The sequence below is a fragment of the Thiohalocapsa halophila genome (assembly GCF_016583825.1).
GTDB classification, from domain to species: domain Bacteria; phylum Pseudomonadota; class Gammaproteobacteria; order Chromatiales; family Chromatiaceae; genus Thiohalocapsa; species Thiohalocapsa halophila.
Map to the genome: position 1 here is coordinate 1 of NZ_NRRV01000001.1, position 25,854 is coordinate 25,854.

Consider the following 25,854-nt stretch of genomic DNA (forward strand, 5'->3'; position numbering starts at 1 on the left):
CAAACTCTCCACCTTCATCGACCACTTCAACAACACCCTGGCCAAGCCGTTTCGCTGGACCTATACCGGCAAGCCGCTCGCGGCTTGAGTTGCAGACGGTCTCGGGATTTTCATAGCAAAGCACTAGCATCTCATCGCGCTGGCCTGGGGAACGAAACCCGAAAGGCAGTCCCGCCAGGACTAACCGAACCCGGCGACGCCCCGAAGTGATTGTGGCGATGGTCATCGCGGGGCGATGCTCGTTTCCTAGCTCAGGATAAGCCAGAACGGTATCGGTGAGTTCCGTGTCGGTCAGGGCCGCATATGCCAGCGCTTGATGCAGATCAGAGCGGTGAGCATCGCGGACAGCTTCCGCAAGACCACGCCAGCCGTATTGGGAGAGCAGAGAGAGATGGGCCTTATATTTGGCGTCCACCCAGACCACTCGCCGGGGGCCGCGGAGCCCGGTATCGGGGATCAGCGCACCCATTGAACTTGGGCGACCCTGCCAGTTGAGCCGATGCTTGGCCTCGCCGCGCCCAGCCCAGACCAAGCCGAGGTACGGAGCTAAATCACGCACGAAGGAAGCCACAAAGGCTTCCCACAGTTGGTCAGCTTCAAGGTCCCAGGCTAGGCCATCGAGGCTACGCGCACCGCCCAAGCCCCTCTCCTCCGCCACCCAGCCCATGGCCTGCTGCGCATCTGCAAGCCACCCTGAACTACCCCCAGGCTGATCCCAGGGCGCGGGCCGGCGACTGCGACCGGGCCCCAGATCGTGGTTCAGCAGACGTATCCGCTCGTACAGTGCACGGCTAGTCAGCGAGTCGAGTTGCGGGGCAAGGTCCTGCTCCAGTCGCGCCAGAGTCCAGCGCATGGCAGCGACAAGCTCCGGGTCATCGTCAAGATCTGGGAAGGTGCAGGGCAAACGGCCCCATTGCCCCTTCCCAAGATCCCGCTGAACCCACTGCGTCCACTCGATGCGCCCGCGCGGGGCCGACCGGACCTCCGTACGTTCGACGAAGCCCCGTTTCATATAGCGGAGCAGCGCCTCAAGGCGGTTCAAGACGGGGGCGACGAGCAACCAGGAGGGGACTTCGCGAGCTGAACCCGGGACGAGCGGTGCTTGGCCGAGCCGCGGCTCGACAGCAAAACCGACTGACTGGAGAACACTCCCCAATGCCGCCCAACGAAAACGGGGCGCGACAAGTACCCCTGCCGCAACCCGGCGCGTCGCCGTTGACACCAGCGGCACGGCGCCGATGTGGCTACCGGGGTGCAGAACCAGGCATACGCCGCCGCGGGTCTCGACCTCGGTGCGCAGATCGAGTCGGCGCAAATGCGCGTGGTTGGCTTCCAGAAAGCCGTCGATCCATCGATCCCCCGTGGCGCCGACGCTCGAGGGTCTGATCCGGATAGGATCGCCATGGTCCACCAGCCGAAACAGGTTCCGAGCATTGGATACCGACGAACGAGCCAGCTCACCGCGTCCCTTGCCCTTCGCCGCGGGGCCCCGCGCTGCCATCAGCTCAGACCCATAATCGTGGAACTGATTCTGTCAGTGAGCCCGGCGATGGCTTCGCTGGCACCGCCGCACAGGCGCTCGTCAAGATATTCGCGTAACAGGGGCACGAGCTCTAATTCCAGGCGCCGGGCGACCCTAGCCTGGCGGTCCGCGGAGCCCAAATCTGGGCGGGGATCCAGGAAGTAGGCATGGCCCGGGACGAGCCGAAGAGTCTCATCGTCAGCGAACTCGGCAAAGCTGTGAACGGTGTCGGCGAAGAGGTGCACGGCGAAGTCCACGCGCTCGGCTGCCACGACGTCCAAGTCAGGCCAAACAGGGACGAACGCGAAGCGACGGCGGATGGCGAGATCCAGACGCGCAATGGTGCGGTCGGCCGTGTTGCGAGTACCGAGCATCAGCAGGTTCGGAGAAAGTTCCAATTCTGGCGGATGCCCCGCCGGTACCTGAGGCAGTCTTACCCGCCGGGGTGCCTCGCCGACCTCGAAGAGCATCACGGCCTCGCCCAATACCCGCCCAAGGTCCGCGCGGTTGATCTCATCGATCAGGAGGACGTGGGGTCCCTGCGCAGCCTCTAAGTTGGCTTGAAGCAAATCCCCCGCCCGCACCTCGAAGGCCAAGCCGTCGGCGGCCGGGCGCGGAAAGAGGCCAACCACGAAGTCCTCGTAGGTGCGTGCTGGGTGAAATTGGACCGTCGTCACGCCCCCAATCTGCCGAGCCAGATGCAATGCCCACCGTGTCTTGCCGGTGCCAGGCGGGCCTTCCAGGATAACGAAGCGGCGTTCATTCAGCAGGTTAAGGACCTGTGCAGGATCGAAGCGCGGGAAAATAGCGCTCGCAATGTCCTGCTGACGACCAGCCCAACGATCTCGGAACTTGCCTGTCAGGGGTGTTCCATGCTCGGTGAAAAAGAGGTCCAGAAGATCCTCCACGGCCGAGCCATCCTTGTTCGTGCGCACGGGTACAGCGGCATAGATGACATGGCCATAGGTATTCATAGCGGATTCGGCAGCCGGCCAGCTAGCCATGACGCTATCTGGCACCCGGCTGTTGAGGTCCAGTAGATCTGGCTTGACCCAGACGTGGCCGTGGTGCAATGCACGAAGGGCGCGCAACCTCCTTCCATGACCCGGGCGACCGAGAATGTGACTGTCAGCGCCGAAACCATCGGTGCCAATGACCAAAACCGCAATACTGCCGCCAACGCCTGGGAACCAGACGAAGGAAGTCCCCTGGTACGCCCCTGAGGTAGGATTGTCCGCGGTGATCCAGCCGGCGTAAGAAGCGACCTCTTCTTTCTTCTGGAGGTTTGCGCGCAGTTGGTAGCGCTCCCGGTGGTGTGCGGCGCTATGATAGCGCTCGCCATAGACCGCGGTCATCAGCTCGCGGGCTTGGTCCGAGTTCCCCATGCCCGCCCAATCTCGGCCGGCGACCATGGCAGCGATGAGGTCTTGAAAGGCACTCATGGCAAAAGGCATCTGCACAGTAGCGAGCGAAGCTTGGCCCGCGACAAATGGAGCGTCAATCGGCAGTATTGGGCAAACGGGATCTTGTGTTTTCGCACCAGCGGCTGACTGTGCTTACCCCGTGTGGGGTCGAGGACTTGATCAAGTCAGAAGCTGGTGGACTGCGCTTCGCTTGTCCACCCTACGCCCTGCGCCTGCCGGATTGGCCGGAGTTGTGATCGACGCCCAAAAGCCCGCTTGAGTGATGTAAGCGCCGAGCAACGCCAATACACAGGGACCTTCAGGCACTGGTCCTTATCAGTCGCGGTGTCGGGCTTCGTCCCTCAGCCCGACCTACGAAGCCGCCGTGCTAATCGTTGGGCCAGAATTCCGGATCGAGTGCCTGCTCCGGGCTGAACGGGCAATGCTCCGGAAAGCAGGCACGCGGCAGGCCGGTCTCGTGTGCCGCGGCGCGCTTTGCCTTCGGATAGGCATAGGCCAGAGTTTCGGGCACGAGCCGGCGCAGGGAGGGGCTTTGACGCAGCAGGGTATCGAGCTGGTCGCGCTGCTCGTCAATGGTCCCCATCCATCCGGACGAACGTTCGTCTGGCTGGTGCTGCCATTTCAATAGATGCATCAGCAGAACCTTGAGCCGGCTCTCCAGCTCCCGACGCTCGCTCGCACCCAAGGTCTCGATCTCCTCGGCAATATGCACCAAGTCGGCGTCTTGGAGCCGGCCGGCGCGCAGCAGGCGCACCTGCTGCTCGGTCCAGGCATAAAAGTCTTGGTCATAGAGGGGCTGATTGCTCGTCATGGCTCGACGCGGATACAGCGCACCATTCGGCCGTCATGCAGCGCGCGCTCGGCTGGGTACTGCGCGGCACAGTCCTCGATGGCCTCCGGGCAGCGTGGGTGGAAGTGGCAGCCGGCGGGCGGGTGGGCCGGTGAGGGCATATCGCCTTCCAGCCGGATGATCTCGCGGCGGCGCTCCGGGTCGGCGATGGGTACGGCGGAGAGCAGCGCCTTGGTGTAGGGGTGCTTGGGCTCGGCCAGGATCTGCTCCGTGGTGCCCTGCTCGACGATGCGCCCGAGATACATCACCGCCACCTCGTGCGCCAGGTAGGACACCACCGAGATGTCGTGGGTGATGAAGAGGTAGCTCAGGCCCAGGTCCTGCTGGAGGCGCTTCAGCAGGTTCAGGATCTGCGCCTGCACGGAGACGTCCAGGGCGCTGGTGGGCTCGTCGCAGACGATGAGGCTGGGCTCCACCGCCAGCGCCCGGGCGATGCAGATGCGCTGGCGCTGCCCGCCGGAGAACTCGTGCGGATAGCGGCCCATGGCCTGCTCGCCGATACCCACCTGCTCCAGCAGCGCCGCGACGCGCTTGCGCCGCTCGCCGCGGCTCGGTGCCATGCCGAGCGCCTGCAGCCCCTCGCCGACGATGTCCTCCACCAGCATGCGCGGGTTCATGGACGCGAAGGGGTCCTGGAAGATGACCTGGAGCTCTTTGCGGTAGGGCCGCAGCCGGCCCGGCTTGAGCTGCGCCAGGTCTACTTGGTCGTAGTGGACGGCGCCCGCCGTGGCCCGCTCCAGCTGGAGAATGCCCTTGCCGGCGGTGGTCTTGCCGCAGCCGGACTCCCCCACCAGCGCCAGGGTGCGCCCGGCCCTGAGCGTCAGGTCCACACCGTCCACGGCCTTGACGAAGCCGACGGTGCGCTTGAAGAGCCCGCGGCGGATGGGGAAGTGGACCTTGAGGCCGTCGGTGCGCAGCAGCTGCTCGCCGCCGCGTGCGCTGTCGGCGCCGCCGGTGCTCTCCTGCGCGGCCACCGGCGCGAATTCCGGGCTGTCGCCGTCCCAGAGCAGGCAGCGCACGCGGTGCTCCAGCCCCGCCTGGAACCAGTCCGGCACGGTGTCGTGACAGCGGTCCATGACCCGGAAGCAGCGCGGCGCGAACCGGCAGCCCGCGAAGTCCTGATCCAGCGGCGGCACGCGGCCCGGGATCACGGCCAGGGCGCCGGCGCGCTTGTCGGCGTCCGGCAGGCTCTCCAGCAGCTTGCGGCTGTACGGGTGCGCCGGCCCGGCGAAGAAGGTGTCCACCGCCGCCTGCTCGACGATCTGCCCGGCGTACATGACCGCCAGACGGTCTGCGGTCTCGGCCACCACGCCCAGGTCGTGGGTGATCAGCAGCACCGCCATGCCGCGCTCGCGCTGCACGCCCTTGAGCAATTGCAACACCTGGGCCTGGATGGTGACATCCAGCGCCGTGGTGGGCTCGTCGGCGATCAGCAGCTCCGGGTCGCCGGCCAGGGCCATGGCGATCATGACCCGCTGCTTCATGCCGCCGGAGAGCTGGTGCGGATACTCCTCGGCCCGGCGCTGCGGGTCCGGGATGCCCACGGCGCGCAGCAGCTCCACCACCCGGGCGTCGATGCGCCCGCGCGGCATGCCCTCGTGCACCCGCACCGCCTCGGCGATCTGCGCCCCCACCGTCAGCACCGGGTTCAGGGAAGTCTGGGGCTCCTGGAAGATCATGCCCATGCGCCCGCCGCGGATGCGGCGCATGTCCCGCTCCGTGAGCCGGAGCAGATCCGTGTCGCCGAGACGCACCGAGCCCGCGGTGATGCGCCCGCCGAGCGGCAGCAGCCGCATCAGGGACAGCGCCGTCATGGACTTGCCGCAGCCGGACTCGCCGAGGAGTGCGACGGTCTCGCCGGGGTGGATGCGCAGCGCCAGGTCGTCGCAGACGCGCACCGGTCGCTCGCCGCCGCGGCTCGGCGGCAGCTCCGTGGTCAGTCCAGTGACGTCGAGCAGGGCGTCGGTCATGGTGTCGTCAACGGCTCCGTCCATTCATGTGACCCGCGCCAGCCTTGGGTCGAAGGCATCCCGCACCACGTCCGCGAACAGGTTGGCTGCCAGCACCAGCGTGAACATGAACACGAAGGCGGCGGCCAGCGACCACCAGACGATGGGCTCGCGGGCCAGCTCCAGGCGGGCGCTGTTGATCATGTTGCCCCAGCTGTTCATAGTCGGGTCGACGCCGATGTTGACGTAGGAGAGCACCGCCTCGGCGAGCACCAGGCCGCTGAAGTCCAGCACCACGGTGATCATGACGATGTGCAGCACGTTGGGCAGGATGTGGCGGGTGATGATGGTGCCGTGGCGCACCCCCAGGGCCGAGGCCGCCTGCACATAGTCCTGCTCGCGCAGCTTCAGGGACTCGCCGCGCAGCAGCCGGCAGAGCCCGGTCCAGCTGGTCACGCCGAGGATGATGCACAAAAACAGCAGGCGCAGATCGGCGCGCTCCACCAGGCTCGCGAACTGATCGGCGTTGTTGGTCATGTAGACCTGGAGCATCAGGATGGCCGCGGCGATGAGCAGCACGCCGGGGATGGAGTTCAGCGTGGTGTAGAGGTACTGGATGACGTCATCGGTGATGCCGCGGAAGTAGCCGGCCATGATGCCGAGGATCACCGCCGCCGGCAGCATGACCAGCGTGGTGAGCGTGCCGATGACCAGCCCCGTGCGGATGCTCTTCAGGCTCTGGTAGAAGACGTCCTCGCCCACCTTGTCGGTGCCCAGGATGTGATAGCCCGCCGCCAGCTCGGCGGCGACGAAGCTCAGCACCAGCATCGCCGCCAGGGCAATCAGCAGCACCCGCCAGGGCACCTCGGTGCGGCCCTGCCAGATGGCGTTGGCGCCGTCGTTGAAGTCCTCGCCGCGGGCATGGGCCACCAGCCACACCAGGCCCGCCGTCAGCGCCATCCACACCAGCATGCCTTTGATGGCGCCGAGCACGGTGCGCACGGCGATGTCGAAGCCGCGCCGGGACGGGTCCTTGAGGTGGGCACCGCCGTGCTCGAGCGGCGGGTAGCCGCGCACGATGCTCCCGTCCGGCTGCTCAATGGGCTCCTTGACGAAAAGGTGCGTCGCGAAGGGCGCCGAGAAGGTCTTCTCCTGGCGCTCGCGCAGGCCGGTGAGGATCACGTCCAGCACCGAGAGCACCTGGGTGGAATAGCGGGCCTCGGTGGGCGCGGCGGCGGCGTCGCCGGGCCCCGAGCGCTCGGCATCGGTCTGCGCCGGCGCCGCGGCCTCGCCGGTGGTCACGGGCTCGATGCGCGGATGGAAATGCATCGAGTCCAGCACGCCGATGAGCACATAGAAGCCGATCACCACCAGTGCCGCCACCCCGACCCGCGAGCGCGCCACGCTGCGCCAGGGCGCGCGCAGGTGCTCGTGCTGGGAGGCGTAGACGCCGTAGCCGAGCGCCACCGCGATCAGCAGAAAGATCAGGGCATCGGTGGTCAGGATCACCGGCATGCGTGCTGCCTCCCGTCGTGCCTGGATGGGTGCCCGCGGCGCCGGTGCGCCCGCGCCCAGCGCTCTGCCGGGAAGCGCGTCATGACAACCTCACCCGCGGGTCCACCATGGTGTAGGAAATGTCCGTCAGGATCAGCCCCAGGATGTAGAGCACCGAGCCCAGGAACACCATGGCGCGCACGATGGAGAAGTCCTGGCGGTTGATGGCATCGATGGTGTAGCTGCCGAGGCCGGGGATGCCGAAGAAGGACTCGGTGATCAGCGCCCCCATGAACAGCAGCGGCAGCACGGCCACCACGCCGGTCAGGATCGGAATCAGCGCGTTCTTCAGCACGTGGCGGAAGAGCACGATGCGCTCGCGCAGCCCTTTGGCCCGGGCCGTGCGCACATAGTCGCGGTTGATCTCTTCCAGGAAGAAGGTCCGGTACAGCCGCGTGCCGGTGCCGATGCCGCTCACCACCCCGACGATGACCGGCAGGATCAGGAACTTGAAGGCCTCGAGCCCGATGTCGTAGCCGGAGATGGGCACCAGGTGGAAGAGCTTGCCGATCAGGAACTGCCCGCTGATGATGTAGAAGAGTCCGGAGATGGACATCATCGCCACCAGCAGCACCACGCTGCCGACGTCGATATAGGTGGCGCGGAAGAAGACGATCATCAGCGCATAGCTGATGTTGATGGCGAGCCCCACCAGCAGCACCGGCAGCGCAATGGCCAGGCTCGGCCACATGCGCTGGCGGATGTCGTAGCCGATGTCCCGCCCGCTGTCCGAGGTGCCGAAGTTGAGCGCGAAGAGCTTCACCGACTTCTGGAAGAAGATGGTGTCCGTCAGCGCACCCAGCCCCTCGGCCTCGGCATTGAAGAGCAGCGGGCGGTCGTAGCCGTGGTCCGCCTTCCAGGCCTGGATGGCCTCTTCGGTGACCCGCTTGTCGCCGAGCTGCATCCGGGCCATGTCGTCCGGGGAGTTGACGACGAAGAAGAGCACGAAGGTGATCAGGTTGACGCCGATCAGGATCGGGATCGCGTACAGCAGCCGGCGGACGATGTAGGCACTCACAGCGCGGCACTCCGCTCACGCCGGCGGGCGATGACGATGGCCGGCAATGCGCCCAGCACCAGCACCAGCACCACCGCAGCGATGGGCCAGAGCACGGGCGGGTTCCAGGCGGCGCGCTTGTCCTCGCGGATGCCGGGCTCCAGGCTCAGATACTTGAGCGTGTTGTTGGCCATCAGGTTCGGCTTGACGTTCTCCACCCACTGATGGTGCAGGCTGAAGGACTCCGGGTAGAAGCCGAAGGACCAGGGCGTATCGTGGCGGACGATCTCGGTCATGCGGTCGATGACGGCTTGGCGCTCGGGGCCATCCGGCATGTTCTTCATGCGCTCGAAGAGCCGGTCGAGCTCCGGGTTGCTGTAGTTGGCGGCGTTCTCGCCGCCGTCGATCTTGCGGTTCGGCCCGTACAACAGAAAGAAGAAGTTCTCCGGGTCCGGATAGTCGGCGTTCCAGCCCCACATGAACACCTGGCCCGTGCCCTCGCGCATCTTCTCCTGGAAGCGGTTGTAGTCCGTGGCGCGGACGATGAGCTCGATGCCGAGCTTGGCGAACTGTTTGCGCATCCAGTTGAGCCGGGCCTTGCCGTCGGGGCCCGCGTCCATGGCCTCGTAGTAGATGCTCAAGGGGCGGCCGGTCTCCGGGTCGCGGCCATCGCGATAGCCCGCCTGTGCCAGCAGCGCCCGGGCCTCTTCGATGGGCTTGCGCTGGGGACGGCCGTGCTCCCAGTCGAAGACATAGGGGTTGATGCCGGCCTCGCCCTCGCGGTGGCCGAAGATGCCGGGCGGCAGCGGCCCCTGCCCCTGCACGCCACGGCCGTTGGCGAAGATCGAGATGAACTCGCCGAAGTCCACCGCGATGCTGATGGCCTGGCGCAGCAGCCGCGCGCGCTCGGAGTCGCCGCCGACGACGTCGTCCTCCATGTTGAAGCCCATGTACCAGATGGACGTCTGCACGGCGGTGCTGAGCTGGATGCCCTTCTCGCGCATGTCGGCGGTCAGGCCCGCCTCACCCGCCGCATCGAACTTCACTGCCTGGTCGAAGGCATCCGAGCTGATGCCGGAGGTGTCGTAGTAGCCCTGCAAGAACTTGTTCCAGTAGGGGATGCTCTCCTTCTCCAGGCTGTAGACGGCACGGTCGATGAAGGGCAGCGGCTCGCCTGCGGCCTCGAGCAGGCCCGCTTCCCGGTCCCCGGGCATGCCTTCGGCGGGGTAGGTCTCGCCGTGGAAGTTGGGATTGCGCGCCAGCACCATGCGCAGGTTCGGGTTGTTCTCGGTGAGCATGAAGGGGCCGGTGCCCACCGGATACCAGTCCAGGGTGATGTTGTTGTCCGCCATGCCCGGCTGGCTGGTGAGCGCCTCCGCCTCCCAGGGCATGGGCGCGAAAAAGGGCATCGCGAGCCAGTAGACGAACTGCGGATAGCGGCCGTCGATGCGCACCTTGTAGCTGTAGCGGTCCACCACTTCGACACCCGGAAAGTCGTACCGGCGCAGGTCGAAGAAGGGCCGCTCGCCGCCCACCGGCTCCGGGGCGGCTTCGCGGATGCGCTCCGAGAACGCCTCGAACCCCAGGATGTGCTCCCCCATGAGCCCGGCGATGGGCGAATGCAGCCAGGGCACGGCCAGGCGCTTGATCTGATAGACGTAGTCCTCGGCCGTGAGCTCGCGGGAGCCCGTCTCCGGCAGGTCCGAGAGCTCGTTCAGGCCCGCGATCTGCGCCGGCGACAGGTCGTGGTAGCGGTAGCGCCCGTCCGCGTCCTGCGCGAAGGCCGGATGGGGCTGATAGCGGATGCCGGGCTGGATGCGGACCAGGTATTCCGTCACCGCGATGCGCTCGGGGTCGGCGTCCGCGGGCAGTGGGTTGCCGTCGGCGTCCAGGTGCGTGGGCTCGGGCACCGCCTCGGCGGTGAGCGGCACCAGGGTGTAGGGGCGCTTCAGGAAGTGATACTGCAGCGGCGGCTCGTAGATCTGGGCGATGAACGAGTACTCGTTGGAGCTGTAGGAGCGCACCGGGTCCAGGTGCTTCGGGCGCTCGGTGAAGGCGCCGTAGAGGATGTTCTCGCCGGCCTGGCCTTCCGGGTAGGGGTTGTTCCAGGGCGGGGCGCCGCAGCCCGCCAACAGCACCACGGTCAAACATGCCAGCGCCGGGGTCAGGAGCCTGCTGCACAATGCGCCGAGGGGTGGCCACGGACGCGTCGCCGCTTTCGCCATCGAGAGGCTTTCGGTAATGTGACCGCGCTGCGGACGCGGGCAAGTACGCACCGCCCGACTCACGACTTCAAAACAGACTGACACCGGCAGACCGTGGAGACCATCTGATGGGGTTTTTGACCGACAAGCGCTTTCTCATTACCGGCGTTGCGAGCAATCGCTCCATCGCCTGGGGCGTCGCGCAGGCCATGCACCGTGAAGGGGCACAGCTGGCCTTCACCTACCAGGGCGAGAAGCTCCAGGGGCGTGTGGAAGATCTGGCCAGCTCGGTTGATTCCAATATCGCCATCCCCTTGGATGTCGGCAGCGACGAGCAGATCGACGCCTGCTTCGAGACCCTCGCCGGTCACTGGGACGGCCTCGACGGTATCGTGCACGCCATCGCCTATGCACCCAAGGACGAGCTGGAAGGCAACTACGCCGACGTGCTGACCCGCGAGGGCTTCGCGACGGCGCACGATATCAGCTCCTACAGCTTCGGCGCACTCGCCAAGGCCGGACGCGGGCTGATGGCCGGGCGCAACGGCGCGCTGGTGACCATGAGCTACCTCGGCGCCGTGCGCGCGGTGCCCAACTACAACGTCATGGGCGTCGCCAAGGCGAGCCTGGAGGCCAATGTGCGCTACCTCGCGGCGGCCCTGGGGCCGGAGGGGACCCGGGTGAATGCCGTCTCCGCAGGCCCCATCCGCACCCTGGCCGCCGCCGGCATCGCGGACTTTCGCAGTATGCTCAAGCAAGTGGAAGAGCGCACGCCGCTCAAGCGCAATGTCACCATCGAGGAGGTGGGCAACGCCGCAGCCTTTCTGTGCTCGGATCTGGCGTCGGGCATCACCGGCGACGTCCTCTACGTCGACACCGGTTACCACATTCTGGGCCTCGGTTGACGGGCCCTGCCCCCGCGCGAGCCCATCGCGCGAGCCTGGCCGGCCCTGCGCGCGCTCCCGCGGCCGGTCCAGCGCACCCGCAGGCCCAGATTGCTTTGCAGGCGGCGCGCGGCGCACAACAACGGGGAGCGGGGGCACGCCTTGGGCCCGGTTTTGTCGGGCCCGGAGCGCTGATCAAGGGGTATCGCTTGCGAGCTCCTTGCGCTCGATGTCCGCCCGGGCGACCAAGTCGTCCACCACCCGCTCGAAGCCGTGCTCGCCGCGGATCTGGGTCAGGAGGGCTCGCTCCGACTTGCGGGCGGCGGGCTCCATGTCCTCAGCGCTGCCGTCCTGGACGTCGCGCACCGCGACGATGACGGCATCGCCGTCCGGCTGCTGCCCGGCGGCGTAGCTGACGGCGCCAGCGCCAGGGCGCGGCGCCGCAAAGGCGAGCTCCAGCACGGTCGGGGGCAGCTCCCGCTGATTGCGGGACACGAGTCCGGGCTCCTGCGGGGCCGGCGTGTCCTCGCCCTCGGGGGCCACGGCGGCCAGCTCCTCCCCGCCGCGCAGACGCTGCACCAGCGACTCGGCCTCGGCAAGGGCAGCCGCGGACGCCTGCTGTGCCTGCAGCGCCGTGACGATCTCTTCGCGGACCTCCTCCAGCGGCCGCACGGCGGCGGGCTCGTGGCGATCCACGCGCAGCACGATGGCGCGCATGCGGTCGCGATCCGGCTCGATGAGCTCGCTGTTGTTGCCGCGCACCAGCACGTCTTCGCTAAAGGCGGCATTGGTCACCTTGGGGCTGCCGAGTATGCCTTCGCCGCCGCTGCGCTCGATCCAGTCGCTGGTCTGTAGCTCCAGCCCGAGGGTCTCGGCGGCGGGGATCAGGCTGTCCGGGGATTCATAGGTGAGATTCGCGAGCTGTTCGGCAAGCTCGAAATAGGTCGCCTCGGCGTCGCCGCGGCCTAGGTCGCGGGCGAGCTCGTCGCGGACCTCCTCGAAGGGCTTGGGCTCGCCGCCTTGGACATCCGTGACCTCGATGAGATGGTAGCCGAAGCGGCTGCGCACCGGGTCACTGACGACGCCCGGCTCCAGGTCGAAGGCGGCCTGCTCGAAGGCCGGGTCCATAATGCCGCGGGCGACCATGCCGAGGTCCCCGCCCTGATCGGCGCTGCCCGGGTCCTCAGAATGCTCGGCCGCCACGGCGGCGAAGTCGGCACCCGCCTGGATCTCCTCCTTGAGCGCCGCCGCCCGCGCCTTGACGGCTTGCGCCTCGGCGTCGTCCGCGCCCGCCGGCACCGTGAGCAGGATGTGGCGAATGCCGCGCTCCTGCGGTGTGGTGAATTCCTCCCGGCGCTGTTCGTAGGCGTCGCGCAGTGCCTCTTCGCTGACATCGCCGGCGCCCAAGGCATCTGCATCGAGCACGATGTAGGAGAGCTTGACGCGCTCGGGCGACTCGAACTGCGCCGGGTTGTCCTCGTAGTAGGCCCGAATCTCATCCTCGCTGGGCGGCTCGTCAGGCATATAGCGCGCCTGCGGCAACACCAAGTAGGCGATGTCGCGCTGTTGGCGCAGCAGGCGCGTCGCCGCAGCGAGCTCGGCATCGGTCGTGAAGCCGGAGCGGGTCACGGCCCTGGCGAGCTGCGTGGAGAGCAGGCTTTGACGTAGCTGCTCTTCGTAACTGCTGGGCGTCAGCCCCTGGAGCCGCAGCACACGCTCATAGGTGCCCTTGTCGAAGGCCCCGTCGCTCTGGAAGGCGGGCTCGGCCAGGATTGCCGCGCGCACGGCTTGGTCAGACACGCGCAGTCCCATGTCATAGGAGGCATCCAAGAGCACGGCATCGCGGATCATTTGCTCGCGCACCTGTTGGCGCAATTGCGCGCTGTCGAACAGGTCCGGGTCATAGGCGGCACCGAGGCGCTCGCGCAGCCGCATCCGTGCGCGCTGGACGTTGCGGTCCAGCTGGCGCTCGGTGATCTCGGTGCCGTTCACCTTCGCGACGGCCGGCGCCCCGCCCACGCCCATGTAGGACTGAATGCCCCAGAGCGCGAAGGGGATACTGATGAGGATCACAATGGCCCAGGCCACCCAGCCTTGGGCGCGCTCTTTGATCGCCTGCAACATGGCTCGATCCTATGGTTGACCTCTGAGTTGGCTTGGCAACGCGCAACGGCCCGCTCGCGCGTGCGGCTCGTCACAGCACACCAGCCGCACCGGCGAGACCGCGGACTGCGTACACCGGCACCTGGGCGCCTGGGCGCTCGATTGCGCCTGCGCTGGACATAAAAAAGGCGCGCTTCTCCGCAGCGGAGGAGCGCGCCCTGATCAATGCTGGCGGAGTGGACGGGACTCGAACCCGCGACCCCCGGCGTGACAGGCCGGTATTCTAACCAACTGAACTACCACTCCTAAAAACTCACCGCCTCCCTGCGCCCCCCATGTCGGCTGCTGTCCTATCGGCTGGCGCCCTGGCCGCACCGAGCGCCGTGCTGAGCCGTGCCGACGCGGTAGTGCCTCGACCCCTGCTAACCCCAAGCGAGGGCGACACCGAAGATTGTTGGTGCTGCACAGCCTAGGGTTACGAGCCACGGCAGCACCACGGTGCTGCGCCCACGCCTTTGGCGAACCCTGCGTGGTGGCTTGTCCCAATCGCAGCGGTGACCTTGGTGGGTGCTGCAGGGCTCGAACCTGCGACCCTCGCCTTGTAAGGGCGATGCTCTAGCCGACTGAGCTAAGCACCCGCTTCATCACCCGACTAAGCCGGCTATTGTATAGCATCCTTGAGGGCTTTGCCAGCCTTGAAGGACGGCGTCTTGGAAGCGGCGATTTCGATGCTCGCGCCGGTCTGTGGATTCCGGCCGGTACGTGCAGCGCGCTCCTTCACCATGAAGGTGCCGAAGCCGATAATGGAAACGCTATCGCCATTTTTCAGAGCCACGGCAATGGAGTCCGTGAGTGAGTCGAGCGCCCGGCCGGCAGCTGACTTCGAGATGTCTGCCCCGTCCGCCATGGCGTCGATAAGGTCCGATTTGTTCATTCTCCCCCCGATGTCTCGAATGACCGTGGAAACCGCGCGTTCAGTGGAACCGTCACTAGGGCGGCCACTAGGGCGGCGCCGCCGAGCGGGCGCCACAACCTGCGCCGAATGTTGTCGAGCGCACGCAACGCTGTCAAGCGAATCCGCTGCGCCAGACCGGGCCAGCCAGCCGGACTCCGCGCCCGCACGTAGGCTTGGGCATCAAGTCTTCTCCTCTGGCTTACATACGGCACCCAGCCAAGCTTTGCAGGCGGGGTGCGCTGCCCTGTCAGGCGAGGGTAACTGCTGCACGATGCCCGAGCTGCGCTAAAGCCAAGCGCGAGCAGCGCGCAGGAAGCGCACACCCGGCACCGCCCGCCGGCCCCGAGCCCGAGCCCGAGCAGGGCGCCGGCCACGGCGCTACCGCCGGGCTGGCGCTCAGTGGTGGGTGCGCGCCCCCGTCGGCTGCTCTTCGGGCTTAGCGGGCGGGGCTTCCTTGGCCTCCTCGCCCTCCGGTGCCGTGTCCGCCTCTGTCGCCGGCCGCGGGAGCGCCGTCAGGGCCACATCCAAGACCTCGTCGATCCAGCGCACGCCCCGGATGTCGAGCCGCTGCTTGATGTTCTTCGGGATTTCGATGAGATCGCGCTCGTTCTCGTGGGGGATGAGCACCGTTTCGATACCACCGCGGTGGGCTGCCAGCAGCTTCTCCTTTAGGCCGCCGATGGGCAGCACCTCGCCGCGCAGCGTGATCTCGCCGGTCATCGCGACGCTGGAGCGCACCGGGATCTGGGTGAGCGCAGACACCAACGCCGTGCACATGGCCACACCCGCGCTGGGACCGTCCTTGGGCGTCGCACCCTCGGGCACATGGATGTGCATGTCATACTTCTGGTGGAAGTCCGGCTCGATGCCGAGCGCGGTGGAGCGACTGCGCACCACGGTCATCGCCGCCTGGATGGACTCCTGCATCACATCGCCGAGCTGGCCCGTGTAGACGAACTTGCCCTTACCGGGCACCAGCGCGGACTCGATGCGCAGCAGCTCGCCACCCACCTCGGTCCAGGCGAGACCCGTCACCTGGCCGATCTGGTCATGCTCATCGGCGCGGCCGAAGCGGAAGCGACGCACGCCGAGATACTTCTCCAGCGATTTCGGCGTCACCACCACAGAGGCGCCCGTCTTCTTCTTGAGCAGTACCTCCTTCACCACCTTGCGGCAGATCTTGGAGCACTCGCGCTCCAGGTTGCGCACGCCCGCTTCGCGCGTGTAGTAGCGGATCACGTCACGCAGTGCGTTCTCGCGGATGGTCAGCTCGCCCTTCTTCAGGCCGTTGTTCTTCATCTGCTTGGGGATGAGATAACGCTGGGCAATATTGACCTTCTCATCCTCGGTGTAGCCGGCGAGTCGGATCACTTCCATGCGGTCGAGCAGTGCCGGCGGGATGTTCAGGGTGTTGGCGGTGCCCACGAACATCACCTCGGACAGGTCGAAGTCGACTTCCAGGTAATGGTCGTTGAAGGTGTGGTTCTGCTCGGGGTCCAGGACCTCCAGCAGCGCCGAGGCCGGGTCGCCACGGAAGTCCATGGCCATTTTGTCGATCTCGTCCAGGAGGAAGAAGGCGTTGCGGGAGCCCGCCTTGGACAGGTTCTGGATGATCTTGCCGGGCAGCGCGCCGATGTAGGTGCGCCGGTGGCCGCGAATCTCCGCCTCGTCGCGCACACCGCCCAGGGACATGCGCACGAACTTGCGGTTGGTGGCGCGGGCGATGGATTGGCCCAGGGAGGTCTTGCCGACCCCGGGCGGCCCCACCAGGCAGAGGATCGGACCCTTGAGCTTCTTCACCCGCTGCTGCACGGCGAGGTACTCGAGGATGCGCTCCTTGACCTTTTCCAGGCCGTAGTGGTCGGTGTCGAGCACCTTCTGCGCAACGCGGATGTCGTTGCGGATGCGGGTGCGCTTCTTCCAAGGCACCGAGACCAGGGTGTCGACGTAGTTGCGCACCACGGTGGCCTCCGCGGACATGGGCGACATGAGCTTCAGCTTGTTCAGCTCGGCTGTGGCCTTGTCCTTGACCTCTTTGGGCATGCCGGCCTCTTCGATGCGCTTGCCCAGGTCTTCGAGCTCGTTGGGCGCGTCCTCCAGCTCACCCAGCTCCTTCTGGATGGCCTTCATCTGCTCGTTCAGATAGTACTCGCGCTGGTTCTTCTCCATCTGGCGCTTCACGCGCCCGCGGATGCGCTTTTCCATCTGCAGGATGTCGTTCTCCGCCTCCATCAGGCCCATCAGGTGCTCCAGGCGCTGCTGCACATCCACCATCTCCAGGACGTGCTGCTTCTCCTCGAGCTTTAGCGACATGTGTGCGGCCATGGTGTCCGCGAGGCGCCCAGCCTCGTCGATGCTCGACAACGACGTCAGCACCTCCGGCGGCACTTTCTTGTTGAGCTTGACGTACTGATCGAACAACGTCACGGCGGAGCGCATCAGCACTTCTTGCTCGCGGTCTTCCGCCTCCAACTTATCCGGCAGCGGTGTCACGACGGCGGAGAAGGCGTCATCGGTACCGACGAAGCGCTTGGCCTTGGCGCGCCGGTGGCCCTCCACCAGCACCTTCACGGTGCCGTCGGGCAGCTTCAGCAGCTGCAGCACGTTGGCCAGCGTGCCGATGTCGTGCAAGTCGCCCACCGCCGGGTCGTCCACGTCGGCGTTCTTTTGGGCCATCAGTAGGATCTGTTTGTCGGCGCTCATGGCCGCATCCAGGGCCTTGATGGACTTGTCCCGACCCACGAACAGCGGTATCACCATGTGCGGGTAGACCACGACGTCCCGCAGCGGCAGGACTGGCACCTCTTGTTCGGAGAGGTTGGATTCGTTGTTTTCGTGAACGCTTTCGCCCATGGGAATCTTTGCTCCAGTTGGCCGTAGCGGCTGGCACGGCGTCGCGACGAATATCGCGGTCTGTGCCTACGGCAGTTGCAGAACTCTTGGATGCGGGTTGACGTTTGGGCGCATCAGCTGCGCTTCAATCAGCGCGAGCGCAAAACCCCGTGTCTGCCCGGTAAATTACCAGCAAATCCCATGCCCGTTCTAGCAAACGCGGCTGTTGAGGGATCAGCAAGCCCGATTGTTTGTGTCAGATCGGCGCGTACCGCGCCATCGGTCAACGCCATAGGGTTGGCGGCGTGACGAGGAGGGAGACAGCGGGCTGTCCGCCCGCTGTGAAGCAGGTCCGCACCGGCCCGTGCTGAGCAGGTGCACGGACCGGCCGAGAGCTCAATCGGAGGACGCAGCCCGCTGCTGCTCGCCACCGTCGTAGATGATGAACGGCGTGTTCTCCCCGGCGATCACCGAGGAGTCGACCACGACTCGGCTGACGCTCTCGAGCGACGGCAGGTCGTACATGATGTCGAGCAGCACCTGCTCCATGATGGTGCGAAGCCCGCGGGCGCCGGTCTTGCGCTCCATGGCCTTGAAGGCGATGGCGCGCAGCGCGTCGTCGCGCAGCTCCAGCTCGCAGCCCTCCATGGAGAAGAGCCGGCCGTATTGCTTATACAGCGCGTGCTTCGGCTCGGTGAGTATGCGCACCAGGGCTTCCTCGTCCAGCTCGTCCAGGGTTGCCATGACCGGCAGCCGGCCGACGAACTCCGGAATCAGGCCATAGCGGATCAGGTCCTCGGGCTCGACGCCGCACAGCAGCTCGCCGATCTTCTTGCCATCGTCCTTGGAGTGGACCTCGGCCGAGAAGCCGATCCCGCCCTTGCGGGTGCGCTGCTCGATGATCTTGTCCAGGCCGGCGAACGCGCCGCCCACGATGAACAGGATGTTCGAGGTGTCGACCTGCAGGAACTCCTGCTGCGGGTGCTTGCGCCCCCCCTGCGGCGGGACGGAGGCGACGGTGCCCTCGATCAGCTTTAGCAATGCCTGCTGCACGCCCTCGCCCGAGACGTCCCGGGTGATGGATGGGTTGTCCGCCTTGCGCGAGATCTTGTCGATCTCGTCGATGTAGACGATACCCGTCTGCGCTTTCTCGACGTCGTAGTCGCACTTCTGCAGCAGCTTCTGGATGATGTTCTCGACATCTTCGCCGACATAGCCCGCCTCCGTGAGGGTGGTCGCGTCGGCGATGGTGAAGGGGACGTTCAGCAGGCGTGCGAGCGTCTCGGCGAGCAGCGTCTTGCCCGAGCCCGTGGGCCCGATCAGCAGGATATTGCTCTTGGAGATCTCGATGTCTTCCTTGGCGTCGCTCGCCTCCATGCGCTTGTAGTGATTGTAGACGGCAACCGAGAGGACCTTCTTGGCCTGCTCCTGGCCGATGACGAACTGATCCAGGCTGTCGTTGATCTCGCGTGGCTTGGGCAGGCGGCTGGTGGCCTCGCCCATGCCCTCCTGCATTTCCTCGCGGATGATGTCGTTGCAGAGCTCGACACACTCGTCGCAGATGAACACCGACGGCCCGGCGATCAGTTTGCGCACCTCATGCTGGCTCTTGCCGCAGAATGAACAGTAGAGGAGTTTCCCTTCGTCGTTCTTTCCGTGGTGGTTTCCGCTCATAATTGGCGAGGTCTCCGCGGGACAGTCCGGCTGTTGGGAGGCGCTACGCGCGCCTCCTTACATGCGTTTTATCATAACGATTCGCGCTGATATCGCAAGCCGACGAACCGGGCGATCCGGTGTCGGCGGCTGCGGCGGGCGGGCGTCGCGCATCGGCCCCGGGGGCGTCGGCCTCGGACCGACGCGGCCCCGCTCGCGGCCAAATCGCTAGGCGACGCTCGGCGCATCGGTGCGCTCGTCGAGCACGCGGTCGATGAGGCCGTACTCGGCGGCCACCTCTCCGCCCATGAAGCGATCGCGCTCGGTGTCCTCGGCGATCTTCTCCAACGGCTGGCCGGTATGGCGCGCCAGGATATGGTTCAGCTGATCACGGATGTGCAGGATCTCGCGGGCATGGATGTCGATGTCCGTGGCCTGCCCCTGAAAGCCCCCCAAGGGCTGGTGGATCATCATGCGCGAGTGGGGCAAGCAGAAGCGCTTGCCGGGAGCGCCGCCGGCCAGCAGCAGCGCGCCCATGCTCGCCGCCTGACCGATACACATGGTGCTCACGTCGGGGCGGACGAAGCGCATGGTGTCGTAGATGGCGAGCCCCGCCGTCACCGAGCCGCCCGGGGAGTTGATATACAGATGGATATCCTTGTCCGGGTTCTCGGACTCCAGGAAGAGCATCTGCGCGACGACGAGGTTCGCCACGTGGTCCTCCACCGGGCCCACCAGGAAGACGACGCGCTCCTTCAGGAGCCGCGAGAAAATGTCGAACGAGCGCTCGCCGCGGGCGGTCTGCTCGATCACCATCGGGATCAGGCCGAGGGCCTGCGGCGACGGCGGACTCTGGTCGTGCGTGTCGGTCATGGCTGCGAGAACCTCGTTAACAGGCGTCGGTGCAGGGGGCGTGCCGCAAGCGCGTCGCGGCCGCGATGAGGAAATAGGGATGGGCGCGGCCCGAGGCAACGCGGCGCGGGACGCCGTCGCTTTGGACCGCCCGGCGGCGTCAGCCGTCGCTGCTTTCGGTAAGGGCATCGAAGCTGCTGGACTCTTCTTCCACCTCCGCGGTCTCCAGCATCCGCTCGACGACGAGCTCTTCCATCGCCAGCGACTCCACCGCGGCCAGGCGCTGCTGGTCGGCGTAATGGTAGCGGATGAAGTCTTCCGGGCGCTCGTAGGTAGCGGCCAGCTCCTCCACCAGCTCGCGCACCCGCTCCTCGCTCGGCTTGAGCTCGTAGCGCTTGACCACCTCGGCCACGACCAAGCCCAGCTTGACCCGGCGCGCGGCGGACTCGGCGAAGAGCTCGTTCGGGAGGTCGATGTCGACGCCGCCGGCGGACTGCAGGGTCTGCTGCTTGAGCGATTGGATCTCCTCGTTGATCAGCGCCGCCGGCAGATCCACCGGATTTGCCTCCAGCAGGGCATCCAGCACCTGGCTCTTGACGTTGGACTGGATGCGCTGCTTGAGCTCACGCTCCATGTTGGCCCGCACGTCTGCGCGGAAATGCTCGAAGTCGCCGTCTTCGATACCGAAGGCGGTCATGAAATCGGCATCCAGGTCCGGCAGATGCGGCTCCGCGACCGCCTCCACGCTGACCTGGAACTGGGCGGCGCGACCGGCGAGCTCACTGTTCTGATAGTCCTCCGGGAAGGTCACCTCCACCACCCGCTCGTCGCCGGCGCTCGCCCCCTCCAGCTGTTCCTCGAAGCCGGGGATGAAGGTCCCGCTGCCGAGCACCAGCTGGCGGTGCTCGCCGCTGCCGCCCTCGAAGGGCTCGCCGTCGATGCTGCCGGTAAAGCTGATGGTCAACCGGTCACCGCTTTGCGCCGGGCGCTCCACGTCTTCGAAGGTGCGCCGCTGCTCGCGCAGGCGCTCGATCATCCGATCGACATCGGCATCCGCAACCTCGGCCACGGGCCGGGCGATGCGCTTGCCCGTCAGGTCGTGCAGGTCGATTTCCGGCAGCACCTCGAAGCGGGCCACGTAGGCGTAGCGCCCGCTTTCGGCATCGATGTCGGGCTCGATCTGCGGCTGTCCTGCCAGGCGCAGCTCCTGCTCGGCGACGGCCTGCGGGAAGGTCGACTGCACCATCTCTCCGAGCACTTCGCCGCGCACGTTCTCGCCGAAGCGCTGGCGCAGCACCCGCATCGGCACCTTTCCGGGCCGGAAGCCGGGTAGCCGCGCCTGCCGGGCCACTTCCCGCAGCTTCTGGTCGACCTGTTGCTCGACGTCGTCGGCGGGCAGCTCCACGGTCATGCGGCGGGCGAGCCCCTCGCCGGCCTCGACGGTCACTTGCATTGCTTCGTGCTCCTGGAATTTGCTGTGCGGAATAGCCGAAAAACACGGCAGTATAAGCTGCTGACCATGATTCCTCCAAGCACGAGCGCCGGCGAGAACACAGTAGGCTGCCGAGACGCCGATCAGGACAACCACAAGCCATGAGCTCGACACCACTGCGGCGGTGGGATGTCGGGGGTGCGTCGCGTCATCCCGCGTGTCATACCCGCTTGCGCTGCCGTGACACGGGCGGCAGCATCCGCACAGTGGCCCGCAAGGCCGGAGCGCGCGGCGCCGAGCCCACACGCGCTGCACCAGACCGATTGGTGATCCGAGCCGCGTCCGCTTGCTTGGGCGCTCTTCGCAGCCCTTGCGTCACCCTGACCCGTGCCCCCGACCTTGAGCCCCTTATTCCACTCCCGCTGATTCCAACCCCTCTGAATCCAACCCCTCTGAATCCAACCCCTCTGAATCCAACCCCTCTGAATCCAACCATGGCCCGCCCCACCCGCGCCCGCGTCGACCTCGCCGCGATCCGCCACAACTATGCCCATGCCAAGGCGCAAGCCCCGGGCGCACGGGCACTGGCGGTGGTCAAGGCCGATGCCTACGGCCACGGCGCCGTCGCCGTGGCACGGGCGCTGGCGCCCGTGGCGGACGCCTTCGCGGTGGCCTGCACGGAAGAAGCCCTGGAGCTCCGCGAAGCCGGCATCACCAAGCCCATCGTACTGCTGGAAGGGGTCTTCGAGCCGAGCGAGCTCGCGCACCTGGACAGCGCCCGCCTGACGCCGGTGGCGCACAACCGCGAGCAGCTTGACTGGCTGTGCCGGGCGCGACCGACAAGGCCCTTTCAGGTTTGGCTCAAGATGGACACGGGCATGCACCGCCTGGGCATGGAGCCGGCGGACTTCGCCGCCGCCCACGCCCGGCTCGCCGACTGCTCCCACGTCAGCGAGATCGTGCTCATGACCCACCTCGCCTGCGCCGACGAGCCGGAGCACCCGGCGACGCGGGCGCAGCTCGCCTGCTTCACCGCCCATGCCGGCGGCCTGCCCGGCCCGCGCAGCATCGCCAACTCGGCGGCAGTGCTCGGCTGCCCGGCCGCGCACGGTGACTGGCTGCGCCCCGGCATCATGCTCTACGGCGCCACCCCCTTCGGCGAGGCCCATCCGTCCGCTGCGGCGCTGCGTCCCACCATGCAGCTTCAGTCCCAGCTCATCAGCGTCCGCGCCCTCGATCCCGGCGAGGCCATCGGCTACGGCGGGCGCTACGTCTGCCAAGCACCCACCCGCGTCGGCGTCGTCGCCGCCGGCTATGCGGACGGCTATCCGCGCCATGCCAAGGACGGCACGCCGGCCGCCGTGAACGGCAAGCCGAGCCGCGTCATCGGGCGTGTCTCCATGGACATGCTCACCGTGGACCTGACGGATCAGCCCGACGCCCGCCCCGGCGACCCAGTGCAGCTCTGGGGCGATGCGGTGCCGGCGAATGACGTGGCGGCGGCGAGCGACACCATCGCCTATCAGCTCTTCACTGGCCTGTCGCGGCGGGTGCCCGTGAGCTACCGCGACGACAGCTGAGCGCGCGCTGGGGGAGCTGCTGCGGAATCGTCGCGGCCGGAGGCCGCTCCCACGCCCAGATTGAACCCGCCCGACGGGGCCTAAGCATGGCTACTGCTCATTCTCGACATCGCGATGCAGCCGCCGCTTGGTGCGCTTGAGGCCCAGCCAGGCGCTCCCCAGCACCAAGGGTAGCGCCACGGCCACGCCCAGGGTGGGGTCGATGGGCACGCCGGCTTCGGCGAGGCCATTGAGGCCGTAGCCCACGAGCCCGAGGCCGTAGTAGCTGATGGCCACCACCGACAGACCCTCGACGGTCTCCTGGAGGCGCAGCTGCAGCCGGGCGCGCCGGTCCATGGAATCCAGCAGGCTGCGGTTTTGCTCCTGCAGGCGCACCTCGACGCGGGCGCGCAGCAGCGCGGTCATGCGCGCAGCGCGCTCGGCCAGGGTGTGCTGGCGACGGCCCGTGGCCATGCAGGTGTTCACCGCCGGCGCCAGCCGCGCGTCCAGGAACTCCGTAAAGGTGGGCAGGCCCTGGATGCGCCGCTGGCGCAGCTGCTCCAGGCGCTGGCGCACCACATCGTAGTAGGCCGCCGTTGCATCGAAGCGCGAGGTGGTGCGGGCGGCGACGGATTCGACCTCCGCCGCCACGTCCGCCAGCTCTGCCAGCAAGGCGCGCTCCGAGGAGGGGTCACCGCTGCGCGCCGCTCGCTCCCCGTCATTGGCGCTGCCCATGCGCGCGGCGGCGTCCGCCAGGCGGCGCTCGGCGTCGCTCAGCGTACTGGCCGCCGCCCGCGCCGCGGGCAGGCCCAGCAGCGTCATGGCCCGGTAGGTGTTCACGTCGAGCACCCGCTTCACCAGCCGCCCGGCCTGGGCCTCGGTGAGGCCCTGGTCACGCAGCAGGATGCGCCCGAAGCCGTCCGCGTGGATGCGCAGGTCCGACCACGCCAGGCCGGCACCGCCGGCGACCTCGGCACCGATCACCGGAAAGCTGCCGAAGACCGTCATCAGGTCCGCCGTCGTGCGCTCCGGCATGTCCGCCGATTCCAGCACCAGCAGCACCGCCGTGACCACCTGCCCCGGCAGCGCCCCGAGCCAATCCTGCGGCAGCACCCCGAGGGGCTTGTCACCGAACGGATGGGCCGCGGCGCCCTCGGGCGCCAGGGACCGAGTGAAGCTGTAGGTCACGAACTCCGTGTGCCGCTCCCAGCGCAGACGCAGATCGCCGAGATCGACGAAGAAATACTGCCCGACATCCTCCGGCGCCGGGCGCTCCACGCCGAAGTGCGCCAGGAGCCGCAGCAGGTGATCGACGTTGGCCCCGCTGCCGCGCTCGCCACACTGATAGGCGATGTGGGCCACCGCCACCGGCGCACGCACCGACTCGAAGGTGCGCACGTGCAGCTCTTGGGTGATGGCGTGGCGCAGCGGGTGGTCCGGAAAGGGCAGCGACATGGCGTGGTGTGCGCGCGGTGAGGCATCCGATGGGCGACGACGCACTGCAGGGCCGAAATGCGGGTCAGCCGCGGACCGGGCCGACTCTGCACGAGCGCCGCCCTCGACCGGCAGTGCACAATCGATCCAAGGCTACCGCGCGTGGATGACCTTCGCCACCGCGCAAGCTCCGACGCCGGCCGTCGCGGGCACGCACCGCCGCCTCGGCCGAGGCGGAGACGTGGCCGGGCACGTGCGCGTCCCGGCGCCCGCACCCGGCCGAACTGATCCTGCCCGGAAAGCGCCGATTGGTCGGCGTCTTCCTAGAACACACTGAGCGTGGCAGCCACCAGGGTCGTGGCCACCAGCAGCGTGCAGGCAAGGGCCCACGCAGTGCCGTCGGCCGCATGAGCCAACGCCACCACCTCGACACGGACTCGGGGAAGCTGCTTCTGACGCCGCATGACTCTGATCCCTCCACGACCAAATGGCATGGCCAAATGGCTCGGCTGAATGGCTACGGCCCGCGCACGCGGACCGTGGATGTCGGGGCGGCCGATCGTCACGGATCAGGACTCGCAGCGATCAGGCCGCCCGCAGGAGCCGGCGTGGACCCCGTCGCACTGTAGCGCCGTCCAAAACCAGCTCTTACCCCAAGGGTAGTCCATACAAACCCCAATAGTGTGACGACTGCCCGAAACCTGAGGGGTCGGTCTCCGCAGCCGATCGACGGCTCGCCGGCGCAGCCCCTCGCAACGTGCACGCCCGCTGTCGTACGATGGCGGGCAGCATCGTCGGATGCGGATTGCCTCAAAGGTCCCACCACTCGCGGGTCACTGGCGAGCCCGGAGAGCTTGCAAGCCAAGTTAAAGCGCTTCCCGGAGGCAAAACCGCAGACCAGCACCAATCGGGCTGTCAGCAACAACAACGGCAATCGCTTGGAGCCCGGCGATCGATGCAGCCGCTCAGCGAGCTCGCCGAATGGGCACCGCACCAGCGCCAAGGGGACACAGATGCGCGACGTACGCTCCACCTGCACACCCAGGCCCGAGCTACTGGCCGGGACCTTCAACCCCGAGATCTTCACCGCCAGCCTGAGCCGCGTCCTGGGCGACTATGCCAAGGGCCGGGCCAAGCCCGGCGCCACCTCCCTGTACTCGGACCCAGAGGCCTTCTTCCGGGATGCCACCTACCCCACCCAGGGGCTCTGCAGCATCCTAGACAACGTGCTGGGGCGGCTGATCCAGGGCGATCTGTCGCACCCGGCCATGCAGCGCATGGACGACTCCTTCGGCGGCGGCAAGACCCACAACCTGATCGCCGTGACCCATGTCGCCTATCAAGGCGACACACTGACAGAGCACCTCGCCGACATCGTCCCGCCCGAACGGCTGGGCAAGCCCGGGCAGATCCGGGTGGTGGGCATCATCGGCGACACCGTGGACACCCTGCGCGAGGGCGGCGGCGGCAAGCCCAAGCCGAACACCCTGTGGTGGCTCATCGCCGAGCAGACACTTAACGCCGCGGAGCGCGGCCCCTTCGAGGCCCGCCTGGACGATACCTCGGCCCCGGCCTCCGAAGACTTCTTCGACACCCTCTTCGGCGACCAGCCCACGCTCATCCTCATCGACGAGATCGCCCAAGCAAGGT

The 25,854-nt window shown here is 67.1% G+C and carries 16 protein-coding genes, 2 tRNA genes and 1 pseudogene; 3 read left to right on the forward strand and 16 right to left on the reverse strand.

The genetic code is table 11. The annotated features are described in order from the left end of the window. The 7 genes from CKO31_RS00005 to CKO31_RS00035 form a co-directional block, all read right to left on the reverse strand. Positions 1 to 1,501: McrC family protein (locus CKO31_RS00005; RefSeq protein ID WP_200232783.1), on the reverse strand; the 1,501-nt coding region annotated here is incomplete at its 3' end. After that, positions 1,501 to 2,964, reverse strand: coding sequence for an McrB family protein (locus CKO31_RS00010; RefSeq protein ID WP_200232784.1), 1,464 nt, complete (start codon positions 2,962 to 2,964; stop codon positions 1,501 to 1,503). The genes CKO31_RS00005 and CKO31_RS00010, both read right to left, overlap by 1 nt. Before the next feature lie 349 nt (positions 2,965 to 3,313). Then, entirely contained in the window at positions 3,314 to 3,757 is a 444-nt protein-coding gene (locus CKO31_RS00015) for a DUF29 domain-containing protein (RefSeq protein WP_200232785.1), read from the reverse strand. Continuing rightward, positions 3,754 to 5,766 (reverse strand): ABC transporter ATP-binding protein, encoded by a 2,013-nt coding sequence (locus CKO31_RS00020; RefSeq protein WP_200233203.1) that lies wholly within the window; start codon positions 5,764 to 5,766, stop codon positions 3,754 to 3,756. The genes CKO31_RS00015 and CKO31_RS00020 overlap by 4 nt, the downstream gene beginning before the upstream one ends. A gap of 24 nt (positions 5,767 to 5,790) precedes the next feature. Continuing rightward, complete coding sequence (locus tag CKO31_RS00025) at positions 5,791 to 7,260, reverse strand: ABC transporter permease (RefSeq protein ID WP_200232786.1); 1,470 nt, start codon at positions 7,258 to 7,260, stop codon at positions 5,791 to 5,793. 79 nt (positions 7,261 to 7,339) lie between these two features. Continuing rightward, the gene (locus CKO31_RS00030) at positions 7,340 to 8,317 is read right to left on the reverse strand and encodes an ABC transporter permease (protein WP_200232787.1); all 978 of its coding nucleotides are present in this window, start codon (positions 8,315 to 8,317) and stop codon (positions 7,340 to 7,342) included. Beyond that, positions 8,314 to 10,521 carry an ABC transporter substrate-binding protein gene (locus tag CKO31_RS00035; RefSeq protein ID WP_200232788.1) on the reverse strand — a complete coding sequence of 736 codons (2,208 nt, stop codon included), beginning with the start codon at positions 10,519 to 10,521 and terminating at the stop codon, positions 8,314 to 8,316. Before CKO31_RS00035 ends, CKO31_RS00030 begins: the two co-directional genes overlap by 4 nt. A gap of 107 nt (positions 10,522 to 10,628) precedes the next feature. Here CKO31_RS00035 and CKO31_RS00040 point away from each other — a divergent pair, with 107 nt between their 5' ends. Next, positions 10,629 to 11,405, forward strand: a complete 777-nt coding sequence (locus CKO31_RS00040; protein ID WP_200232791.1) for an enoyl-ACP reductase FabI — start codon at positions 10,629 to 10,631, stop codon at positions 11,403 to 11,405. 174 nt (positions 11,406 to 11,579) lie between these two features. Here CKO31_RS00040 and CKO31_RS00045 read toward each other — a convergent pair whose 3' ends face one another. The 8 genes from CKO31_RS00045 to tig form a co-directional block, all read right to left on the reverse strand. After that, positions 11,580 to 13,508, reverse strand: a complete 1,929-nt coding sequence (locus tag CKO31_RS00045; RefSeq protein ID WP_200232793.1) for a SurA N-terminal domain-containing protein — start codon at positions 13,506 to 13,508, stop codon at positions 11,580 to 11,582. A 208-nt stretch (positions 13,509 to 13,716) separates the two neighbouring features. After that, positions 13,717 to 13,793: transfer RNA gene (locus CKO31_RS00050), tRNA-Asp, on the reverse strand. Between the two features lie 255 nt (positions 13,794 to 14,048). After that, positions 14,049 to 14,125 (reverse strand) — tRNA-Val (locus tag CKO31_RS00055). 23 nt (positions 14,126 to 14,148) lie between these two features. Continuing rightward, positions 14,149 to 14,421 carry an HU family DNA-binding protein gene (locus CKO31_RS00060; protein ID WP_200232794.1) on the reverse strand — a complete coding sequence of 91 codons (273 nt, stop codon included), beginning with the start codon at positions 14,419 to 14,421 and terminating at the stop codon, positions 14,149 to 14,151. A gap of 417 nt (positions 14,422 to 14,838) precedes the next feature. Continuing rightward, positions 14,839 to 17,295 (reverse strand): endopeptidase La, encoded by a 2,457-nt coding sequence (gene lon, locus CKO31_RS00065; RefSeq protein WP_200232795.1) that lies wholly within the window; start codon positions 17,293 to 17,295, stop codon positions 14,839 to 14,841. A 375-nt stretch (positions 17,296 to 17,670) separates the two neighbouring features. After that, the gene (gene clpX, locus CKO31_RS00070; RefSeq protein WP_200232796.1) at positions 17,671 to 18,948 is read right to left on the reverse strand and encodes an ATP-dependent Clp protease ATP-binding subunit ClpX; all 1,278 of its coding nucleotides are present in this window, start codon (positions 18,946 to 18,948) and stop codon (positions 17,671 to 17,673) included. Between the two features lie 207 nt (positions 18,949 to 19,155). Then, positions 19,156 to 19,800 (reverse strand): ATP-dependent Clp endopeptidase proteolytic subunit ClpP, encoded by a 645-nt coding sequence (gene clpP, locus CKO31_RS00075; protein WP_200232797.1) that lies wholly within the window; start codon positions 19,798 to 19,800, stop codon positions 19,156 to 19,158. A 139-nt stretch (positions 19,801 to 19,939) separates the two neighbouring features. Continuing rightward, positions 19,940 to 21,232: a trigger factor gene (tig, locus tag CKO31_RS00080; RefSeq protein WP_200232798.1), complete on the reverse strand. Its 1,293-nt coding sequence runs from the start codon at positions 21,230 to 21,232 to the stop codon at positions 19,940 to 19,942. A gap of 473 nt (positions 21,233 to 21,705) precedes the next feature. Here tig and alr point away from each other — a divergent pair, with 473 nt between their 5' ends. Continuing rightward, positions 21,706 to 22,791 (forward strand): alanine racemase, encoded by a 1,086-nt coding sequence (gene alr, locus CKO31_RS00085; RefSeq protein WP_200232799.1) that lies wholly within the window; start codon positions 21,706 to 21,708, stop codon positions 22,789 to 22,791. A gap of 90 nt (positions 22,792 to 22,881) precedes the next feature. Here alr and CKO31_RS00090 read toward each other — a convergent pair whose 3' ends face one another. Next, on the reverse strand, positions 22,882 to 24,225 hold the full coding sequence (locus tag CKO31_RS00090) for a DUF3422 family protein (RefSeq protein WP_200232801.1): 1,344 nt from the start codon (positions 24,223 to 24,225) through the stop codon (positions 22,882 to 22,884). Positions 24,226 to 25,217: 992 nt separating this feature from the next. Between CKO31_RS00090 and CKO31_RS27915 the strand changes: the two are divergent. Continuing rightward, positions 25,218 to 25,787, forward strand: a pseudogene (locus CKO31_RS27915) (DUF499 family protein); the annotation flags it as partial. Between the last annotated feature and the right edge of the window lie 67 nt (positions 25,788 to 25,854).